This window comes from Achromobacter pulmonis (assembly GCF_002885955.2).
In the GTDB taxonomy this organism is placed as follows: Bacteria; Pseudomonadota; Gammaproteobacteria; order Burkholderiales; family Burkholderiaceae_B; genus Achromobacter; species Achromobacter pulmonis_A.
In genome coordinates this window covers 4,081-13,040 of sequence record NZ_POQS01000013.1, presented here as the reverse complement: position 1 = coordinate 13,040, position 8,960 = coordinate 4,081, and the positions used below count along the sequence as shown (strand labels likewise).

Annotated in this window: 11 protein-coding genes; 10 read left to right on the top strand and 1 reads right to left on the bottom strand. The window is 66.5% G+C overall.

Features of this window, described 5'->3' with window-relative positions; all coding sequences use genetic code 11:
• Together C1I89_RS31545 and C1I89_RS31540 are read left to right on the top strand one after the other, a co-directional pair.
• A partial coding sequence (locus C1I89_RS31545) for a Tn3 family transposase (RefSeq protein WP_146173233.1) occupies positions 1-566 on the top strand: 566 nt, incomplete at its 5' end.
• Positions 567-684: 118 nt separating this feature from the next.
• Positions 685-1,146 carry an acyloxyacyl hydrolase gene (locus C1I89_RS31540; RefSeq protein WP_308810298.1) on the top strand — a complete coding sequence of 154 codons (462 nt, stop codon included), beginning with the start codon at positions 685-687 and terminating at the stop codon, positions 1,144-1,146.
• On the opposite strand, the gene C1I89_RS31535 is transcribed toward C1I89_RS31540, so the two are convergent.
• Complete coding sequence (locus C1I89_RS31535) at positions 1,143-1,955, bottom strand: AraC family transcriptional regulator (RefSeq protein ID WP_258231566.1); 813 nt, start codon at positions 1,953-1,955, stop codon at positions 1,143-1,145. The genes C1I89_RS31540 and C1I89_RS31535 overlap by 4 nt on opposite strands.
• A gap of 80 nt (positions 1,956-2,035) precedes the next feature.
• Here C1I89_RS31535 and C1I89_RS31530 point away from each other — a divergent pair, with 80 nt between their 5' ends.
• From C1I89_RS31530 to C1I89_RS31495, 8 genes are all read left to right on the top strand, one after another.
• A complete protein-coding gene (locus tag C1I89_RS31530; RefSeq protein ID WP_102776175.1) occupies positions 2,036-3,238 on the top strand; it encodes an MFS transporter in 1,203 nt (400 codons plus the stop codon).
• Between the two features lie 317 nt (positions 3,239-3,555).
• Positions 3,556-4,173 (top strand): glutathione S-transferase N-terminal domain-containing protein, encoded by a 618-nt coding sequence (locus tag C1I89_RS31525; protein ID WP_102776174.1) that lies wholly within the window; start codon positions 3,556-3,558, stop codon positions 4,171-4,173.
• Positions 4,174-4,187: 14 nt separating this feature from the next.
• Complete coding sequence (locus C1I89_RS31520) at positions 4,188-4,547, top strand: hypothetical protein (protein WP_102776173.1); 360 nt, start codon at positions 4,188-4,190, stop codon at positions 4,545-4,547.
• 42 nt (positions 4,548-4,589) lie between these two features.
• Complete coding sequence (locus tag C1I89_RS31515) at positions 4,590-4,988, top strand: pirin family protein (RefSeq protein WP_102776172.1); 399 nt, start codon at positions 4,590-4,592, stop codon at positions 4,986-4,988.
• Positions 4,989-5,077: 89 nt separating this feature from the next.
• On the top strand, positions 5,078-6,577 hold the full coding sequence (gene istA / locus C1I89_RS31510) for an IS21 family transposase (RefSeq protein ID WP_102776171.1): 1,500 nt from the start codon (positions 5,078-5,080) through the stop codon (positions 6,575-6,577).
• A gap of 28 nt (positions 6,578-6,605) precedes the next feature.
• On the top strand, positions 6,606-7,391 hold the full coding sequence (gene istB / locus C1I89_RS31505) for an IS21-like element helper ATPase IstB (protein WP_102776170.1): 786 nt from the start codon (positions 6,606-6,608) through the stop codon (positions 7,389-7,391).
• A gap of 30 nt (positions 7,392-7,421) precedes the next feature.
• A complete protein-coding gene (locus C1I89_RS34970) occupies positions 7,422-8,318 on the top strand; it encodes a pirin family protein (RefSeq protein ID WP_219929627.1) in 897 nt (298 codons plus the stop codon).
• 144 nt (positions 8,319-8,462) lie between these two features.
• The coding region (locus tag C1I89_RS31495; protein ID WP_003049892.1) for a DUF4158 domain-containing protein at positions 8,463-8,960 on the top strand (498 nt) is incomplete at its 3' end.

Genomic DNA, 8,960 nt, shown 5'->3' with positions numbered 1-8,960 from the left:
TCGACGTCGCTTTGATCGAAAAGCATTGGGATAGTCTGGTGCACCTGGCAGCCTCGGTCATGAGCGGACATGCCAGTGCGGTGGCAGCTCTTGCGCGGTTCGGTTCTGCCGCCCAGGGCGATCCAATCTATGAGGCTGGCGTGCAATTGGGGCGGTTGCTGCGTACGGCGTTTTTGGCTGACTACTTTGTCAAGGACGCTTTCAGGAACGAGTTGCGCCGGGTGCTCAATCGGGGCGAGGCTGTTAACGCCCTCAAGCGCGCCATTTATACCGGCCGGATCAGCCCGGCGCAGGCCAAACGTGTCGATGAAATGCAGGCTGTGGCCGATGCGTTGAGCCTGATGGCCAACATCGTGATGGCGTGGAATACCTCACAGATGCAGGCGGTCCTGGATCGCTGGTCGAACCGCCGCCAGGTCATTCCACCGGAACTGATCGGGAAGATTGCGCCCACCAGGCTGGAGAGCATCAACTTGCGGGGTGTGTTTCGCTTCCCGGTTGACCGCTATGCTGACCAAATCCTGCCTTCGCGGCCAAATGCATCGATAACTGGCACCAATGGATGAAACCGACCACGGTTTGACGCCACGAATCGCAGATTTGAAAGTGAACAGGAAAGTCAATGAAATCAACGATCTACCAACACCACCTCCGCGCCAGTGCTAGCTTTTCGTACCGTCACTTATTGCACTGAAAACGAGGAGACCCCATGGCACACGAACGCTGACCGTCGGACTCAGCTGGGACCTGCCCTACCGATGGCAGCTGGGACCGGGCGAGCTGAGCAGCTTCCTGGAGGCTTCCTACGCGTACTGGCAGATCCAGTCGGCCGACCGTGCCGGGCTTTCGCACCTCTCGCAGCTGGCGCTGGTTCCGGTGCTTCGCTACCGCCCTGCGGATGGCGCTTCGCCCTGGTTCTTCGAAACGGGGTTGGGGGTGACCGCCACCTCTTCGGTCTACAAGACCCGGCAGAAGAGCTTTTCGACGAGCTTCAACTTCAGCACCCATCTGGCCGTGGGTCGAAGCTTCGGCGAGCAGCGCCGGCACGAGATCGCGCTGCGTCTCGAACACTTTTCGAACGCAGGCATCAAGCATCCGAACCCGGGTGAGAACTTCGTCCAGATCCGATATGCCCGCCGGTTCTAGCGCCGTTGCGCAAGGTAGCGTGCCGGTGGCTGGCCCATGGCCTTCCTGAACATCGTGATGAAGGCACTCACCGAGTCGTAGCCCAGCTCATCGGCCACCCGTTGCACCGAGAGGCCCGAGTTCAGCCTTTGCAGCGCCACGATCAGGCGCAGGCGCTGGCTCCAACGTCCGAAGGACATGCCCGTTTCGAGTCGAACGAGGCGGGTCAGGGTCCGCTCGCTCATGGCCAGGCGCGACGCCCATTGCGCTGCCGTAGTCCGGTCTGCCGGATCGCGCATCAGCGCATCGATCAGCCGGCGCAGACGCGGCTCCTCCGACACCGGCAAGTGCATGGCCTCGGTTGGCATGCGCACCAGTTGGTCGAGCAGCACGGCGTGCAGCCGTTGCGCCTGCGGGTCGCGCTGCGCGCCCTCTGGCAAAGCGGCCACGTGAAGAATGAGTTCGCGCAGCAAGGGGCTGATGCTCAATGAGCAGCAGGTCTGCGGCATGACGGTGGCGGCGTCTTGCACAAAAAGAAAACAGGCACTTCCGTCCGCCGAAACGCTCAGGCTGTGCGGCACGCCCCCGGGAATCCAGAAGCCACCGTGCAACGGCGCCATCCACAGCGCACCGGGCACTTCACAGGTCACGGTGCCGCGCAGCAGCATCGCCAACTGACCTTGCGGATGCCGGTGCGTCGGCAATTCCTCGGCCAGCGCCCGGGTGCGGATCCGCACGGCGGCCACGCGGGCATCCATCTTTTCGAAGTCGAAAGTCCAAGGGGCTCGGCTGCGTGTGCCTCGCGGTTCATCTTGACCGGATTTGCTCATATTTAGTCCGCCCGCAGGCATTCGAACCCGCGCTTCGTCACTATATTCTTCTGTGGCATCCCGCATCACTTCGGACCTCCATGCATTCCTCACAACCGGCAGATTCTTCGCCCCGCGCCGCGGTTCTCATCGCTGGCATCCTGCTCATCGCGGCCAGTCTCAGGGCACCGATCACCGCGCTCGGGCCCTTGCTCGAACCCGTGCGCGAGAACTTCGCGCTCAACGCTTCGCAGGCCGGCCTGCTGACGACGCTGCCACTTCTCGCGTTCGCCTTGGTGTCTCCGCTTGCAGCACCCATTGCACACCGATTCGGTCTGGAGCGCGTGCTCTTTGCATCGCTGGTCCTGCTCGTCGCTGGCATCGCCGTGCGCTCGGGCGGCACAGCTTCGGCGCTCTATGCGGGAACCTGCGTGATCGGCGGCGCGATTGCCATTGCCAACGTCTTGTTGCCGAGCTTGCTGAAAAGGGACTTTCCTCATCATTTGGCGAAGCTCACGGCCGCGTATGCACTCGCGATGATCTCTGCCGCGGGCCTCGCTTCGGCCGTGGCGGTGCCGCTGGACCACGCGCTTGGCGCCGGATGGCCGGCCTCGCTGGGCGCCGTCGCCGTGCTGCCGCTCGCTGCCGCATTGCTGTGGCTGCCGCAACTGCGCTTTCGAACCGTCTCGGCACCGGGCCTTGCCACGGGTGTGCACGGAGCCTCGGTGGGGGCCTCGGTGTGGAAGGCCTCTCTGGCCTGGCAGGTGGCCGGGTACCTGGGCCTCACCTGCTTCATCTACTTTGCGGCGATTGCATGGCTGCCTTCGATTCTCCAGGAGGCCGGCTTCTCGAGCGCCCGCGCCGGCACACTGCATGGGTGGATGCAGCTTGCAGGGGCCGTGCCCGCGCTGCTGCTGATGCCGCTCCTGCACCGCATGACCGATCAACGCTGGATTGCCTTCGCTTCGCCGGCGCTGAGTGCCTGTGGCCTGGCCGGCCTGCTGGCCCTGCCCGGGTTGACACCGCTGTGGCTCTTTGCCTTCGGCATGGGGATGGGGTCGGCTTTGATCCTGAGCCTGGCCTTCGTCGGGCTGCGTGCCGGGAGCCAACAGATCGCCGCATCGCTGTCCGGCATGTCGCAATGCATCGGTTACCTGCTGGCAGCTGTCGGTCCCACGCTGGTGGGCTACCTGCACGAGGCCGCAGGCAACTGGACGATGCCGCTGGCGGCCTGCCTGCTCCTGTGCCTGGCGATGTGCGCGCTTGGGCTGTCGGTGGGCCGCGCCGTGCACATCGGCAAATGAACGGTGCAGATGTCCGAGCGGCTCGAGGCATGCGTGCTTTATGTATCAGATTCACGCGGATGGTAGGCGCGGCCAGCGGGCGGCGGTAGGTGCCATGGCGTGACCACGGTGTTGCCTTGTCCACACCAATGCACCAATGCGTCTATGCACCGGCACCGCGATTGGTGCGCCGGTGACAACACGGTGCACCCCGACACATGCCTTCCGCCGCCGCGCACGCCTGCCTAGCATTGAATCGTTCGCAAGCCTCTCCTGCACAACCCGATGCCGGCCGTCCCGCCAAAGCGAACGGCCCGCCTCAACCCAACGGATATCCCATGAAGCTCTATCACATGCCCGGCGCATGCTCCCTCGCCGACCTGATCGTCCTCCAGTGGATCGGCGCAGACCACGAACCGGTGCGCATGAGCCTGGAAAGCATCAAGTCGCCCGACTACCTTGCCATCAATGCGGGTGGCACCGTGCCGCTGCTGGCTCACGGCGACCTGTCGCTTACCGAGAACGTCGCCATCCTCGGCTACCTGGCCGACCTGTACCCCGAAGGGCGCCTGCTGGGCGACGGGTCGCCGCGCGCCCGCGCCGAAGTCATGCGCTGGCTCGGCTTTCTCAACTCGGATGTACACAAGGCGTTCAAGCCGATCTTCGTGCCGCAGCGTTTCCTGAACGACGCGGCGATGGCGCCAATCCTCGCGGACAACGCGCGCGGCCATGTGCGCGAGTACCTCGCGCGGCTGGACGATCAACTCGACGGAAGGGACTGGCTGACCGGCGAACGCTCCATCGCGGACCCGTACCTCTTCGTGCTCTCGCGCTGGTCGGCAGCCAGGAAGGTCGACATGCAAGGCCTGGACAACCTCGCGCGATTCGTACGGATGATGGACGCCGACGCCGGCGTGCAAGCCGCGCTGCGTGCCGAGAGCGGCATGCCGCAGTAACCCCGGGGCACGCCATGAGACTGTCGTTGACCTCTGCTCTCAAAGCCCTCGAACCCGTCTGCGCCACGTCGACTGCACTGGCCCGCTGGTACGCCGAGCAGCCCGCCGTTCGGCGGCTGTGGGCCATCCAGGCGACGGACGGGCCCGCGCTGCGGGTCATCGTGATGCTTGAACCCTCGCTCGACGGCGATGAAATCAGTCCCGCCTGGATGGCGCACGGCAGCCGATGGGCGCGCGACCTGCGCGAACGGCTGACCGGTACCGTGCAACTGGAACGCATCGACGGGCCGCTGCCCGAAGAGTTCGAGATCGACGGCGAAGGCACCGTGCTCTCCGCGCTGTGCTGGCGCGACTCGACCGCGCCCCAAGCGTGAGCGCACCGGCGATCGTCTTCCCCCAACTCCCTTAACCATCACATGAGCAAAGCCCTCGTTCAGGCGTACGGCGCACCGAGTCCCGCCACGACCACTCGCCAGAGCGGGGTCGCTGGTGTCGAGACCGTCATCCTGCCGCCGACGCGCGACCTCGGAGACGGCTTCAAGGTTCGAAGGGCGTTGCCGTCTGCGCGCCGGCAGATGGTCGGGCCGTTCGTCTTTTTCGACCACATGGGGCCCGCGACCTTCACGGCGGGCCAAGCTTTCGACGTGAGGCCGCATCCGCACATCGGCCTGGCCACGGTTACTTACCTGCGTATTCCACGCCATCGCGGGCACCGTTCCACGCTGATGGCGGGCAGCGTTCCACGTGATCGCGGGCAGCAGTCCAGACGATCACGGGCAGCGTTCCATTTGATCGCGGGCACGATTCCATTCTGATGGCGGGCAGCCGCCGCGGCCCCGGGGTGACCTATCGCAACCGGGCATAGCCTCGCGCGCTTTGTGTTGAACGAAGCGAGAGCGAGGCGATGCCCACACCGAAGGTACCCATGAGCAAGATCAGAAGAGTTCTCCAACTGCTGCACGAGGCCGGGTTGAGCCAGCGCGAGGCGGCCCGCGCCGCTGGCGTAGGCAAGACCTGTGTGAGCGACATCGCCAGCCGCGCGCGGGCCGCCGGGCTGTCCTGGGCGCAGGCCCGCGAGTTGGACGACGATGCCCTGCAGGCGCGGCTGCACCCCGCGCCCGTGGCCCGCAGCGCCCGCCACCTGGAGCCCGATTGGTCCGAGCTGCACCAGCAGCTCAAGCGCCCCGGCGTGACGCTGCAGCTGCTGTGGGAGGAGTACCAGCTCGCCCACGACGGTCGGGCGTACAAGTACAGCGCCTTCTGCGAGAAGTACGCGCGCTTTGCACGAGGCCTCAAGCGCTCCATGCGCCAGGTGCACAAGGCCGGCGAGCGGCTGTTCGTGGACTACGCTGGCCAGACGGTGGAGCTGGTGGACATGTTCAGCGGGGAGATCACGCGCGCGCAGATCTTCGTGGCCGTGCTGGGCGCCTCCAACCTCACCTATGCCTGCGCCACGCGCACCCAGCAGGCCGAGGACTGGGTGCGCTCGATCATCGCGGCCCTGCAGTTCATCGGCGGCGTGCCGCGCCTGCTGGTGCCTGACCAGCCGCGCGCGCTGATGGCCCGGCCCGACCGCTACGAGCCCACGGCGCACCGGCTGCTGGCCGAGCTGGGCGAACACTACGGCGTGGCGATCCTGCCGGCGCGTCCTGCACACCCCAAGGACAAGGCCAAGGTGGAAGTCGGCGTGCAGGTCGTGGAGCGCTGGATCCTGGCGCGGCTGCGCGGTCGGCGCTTCATCAACCTGGCGGAACTGAACCACGCCATCGCGCCGCTGCTCACGCAATTGAACGAGCGGCCCTTCAAGAAGCTGCCCGGCTGCCGGCGCAGCGCCTTCGAGGCCATGGAGCGCGCCGCCCTGGCGCCGTTGCCGGCCATGCCCATGCAGGTGGCCCGCTTCAAGCTGGCGCGCGTGAACATCGACTACCACGTGGAGTACGAGGGGCACTACTACAGCGTGCCGCACCGCNNGCTGGAGGCGCTGCACAAGACCCAGCGCGTGGCCGCCCATGTGCTCAATGGCCGGCGCGGTGGCCACAGCACCACGGCCGAGCACATGCCCGCCTCGCACCGCGCGCACGCGCAGTGGAGCCCGGCCAAGTTGCTCGGCTGGGGCCAGGGCATCGGCGAGGCCTGCGCGGCCGTGGTGCGCTGGCAGCTGGAGCACCGCCCGCATCCCGAGCAGGGCTACCGCGCCTGCCTTGGCCTGATGCGCCTGGGGCGCGAGTACGGGTCCGAACGGCTGGAGGCGGCCTGCGCCCGGGCACTGTCCATCCGCGCACCGCACTACAAGAGCATCAGCTCCATCCTGGCCTCGGGCCTGGACCGTCATGGCACGTCCCAACACGACCTGCCGGCCATGCCGGTGCACGAGAACGTGCGCGGCGCGGGCTACTACCACTGACCCCATGCCGACCGAAGGAACACACCCCATGCTCGCTCAAAACACCCTGGATCAACTGCGCGGCCTGCGCCTGGACGGCCTGGTGGCCGCACTGCAGGATCCGGCCACCACGCACGCGGCGGCCGATCTGGACTTCCACGCCCGGCTGGCGCTGCTGGTGCAGCGCGAGGTCGACTGGCGCGACGACAAGCGGCTCTGCAGGCTGCTCAAGGCCGCGCAGCTGAAGGTCTCGGGCGCCTGCATGCAGGACATCGACTGGCGCGCCTCGCGTGGGCTGAACCGTGCGCTGATGGCCGAGCTGGCCACGGCCCAGTGGGTGCGCGATGGGCGCAGCGTGCTGCTGACCGGGGCCACTGGCTGCGGAAAGACCTGGCTGGCTTGCGCGCTGGCGCGCCAGGCCGCGCGCGCCGGCCACGCCGTGCTGTACACCCGCACCGCGCGGCTGCTGCAGGAGCTGCACGTGGCCCATGGCGACGGCAGCTTCAAGCGCCGGCTCGGCCAACTGGCGCGCGTGCAAGTGCTGGTGCTGGACGACTTCGCGCTCACGCCCATTGCGGCCCACGAGCGCGGCGACCTGCTGGAGTTGCTGGACGACCGCGTGGGCAGCCGGGCGACCATCATCACCAGCCAGTTGCCGCCGGCGGCCTGGCACGCATGGTTGGGCGAACCCACGCTGGCCGATGCGATCCTGGACCGCGTGGTGCACGGGGCGCACAAGATCGCGCTGAAGGGCGAGTCGATGCGACGCAGTCGCGCCAACGCCAGCGCTACCACCGAGGCCGCCATGGCCGAGGACACCAGCCAGGGCGGCTGATACCTGCGCTGTCGCGCAGCAGGCCGTGCCATGCCAGCCATGCGCGCGGCCTGCACCGCCTTGCCCACCGCGGCGCTCGGTTCGTCGCAGGCGCCGACCGCCGCCGTGGACAAGGCTGCCAAGCGATCCATCAAAGCGTGTTCATCGCCTTCGGCGCACCGGTTACCCACCCGGCGCTGCGCGCCGCGTGGGCAACCGGCCAAAGCCGCGTTCCACGCTGATCGCGGGCACCTGCACTACCATCGCCGCCGTCACTCCGGGCCGCGCGCGGCTGCCCGCCATCGCGTGGAACGCTGCCCGCGATCAGCGTGGACTGCTGCCCGCCATCGTCTGGAATGGGTGCCCGCGATCAGTGGAATGCGCACTTACCTGATCGCTGGCGAGATCATGCATCGCGACGGCCTGGGCAACGTGCAGGCGATCCGTCCTGGCGAGGTCAACTGGATGACCGCCGGTTCGGGCATCGTGCACTCCGAGCGAACGCCCGAAGCCGAGCGCCGGCCCGGCGCGTCGCTGTTCGGCATTCAGGCCTGGGTGGCGCTGCCGAAGGCGCACGAAGAGGCCGAACCGGCCTTCTTCCATCACGCCGCGGCGGCCATTCCCAAGACCGAATCGGACGGCGCTGCACTGACGCTGATCGCGGGGCGAAGCGATGGACTGGTGTCGCCAGTGCGCACGTACTCGGACATGGTCTACGCCGACATCGTGCTCGAAGACGCCGCGCGCTACCAGGTGAAGGCGGAGCACGTCGAACGTGCGGTCTACGTGGTGTCGGGAGCGCTCGAGGTACTTGGTCAGGCCGGCCGCTTCGAAGCCGGCGAACTCGTGGTCTTCAAGCCCGGCGCCGAACTCGTGCTGCGCGGGGCCGGGGCGACCCGCCTGATGCTGATCGGTGGCGAACCGCTTGCCGAGCCACGGCATATCTAGGGGTCTCCTCGTTTTCAGTGCAATAAGTGACGGTACGCAAAGCTAGCACTGGCGCGGGGGTGGTCTGGGTAGACCGTTGATTTCATTGACTTTCCTGTTCGCTTTGTAAACGGGTATGGTGGCCTCCCACTTTTGAGGTTCACGATGCAGGGTTGGCACACAACGTTTTTGGGGATGCGTGGGCTCCCCCGCGATATCAGCGACTTCGAGATGAAGGCATTTTTCACCTTCGATGGTGCCGAGCGCGACGCAATCAATGCACGCCGAGGTGATTCCCACAAGCTTGGTCTGGCGCTCCATATTGGTTTCCTGCGCATGAGTGGGCGTTTGCTCGGTGCCTTTCGGGTAATTCCAGTAGCCTTGTGGCGCCACCTTGGCAACGAGCTTGGCATTGCAGCACCAGAAGTCGCCTCGCTGAGAGCCATGTATGAACGCGGGCGCACGCTATTCGATCACCAACAAGTAGCCTGCACGGTCCTTGGATTCCAGTGGATGAGCGAGCACCAGCGCCGCTCACTGGTACGTGAACTGCGCGACGAAGTGGCGCGCTGCGCCGACCGCGATCAGCTACTCGTGCGGGCGCGTCAATGGCTGTACAAGAACAAGCTGGTGATCGTGCACGAGCGGGCAATTCGGACACTG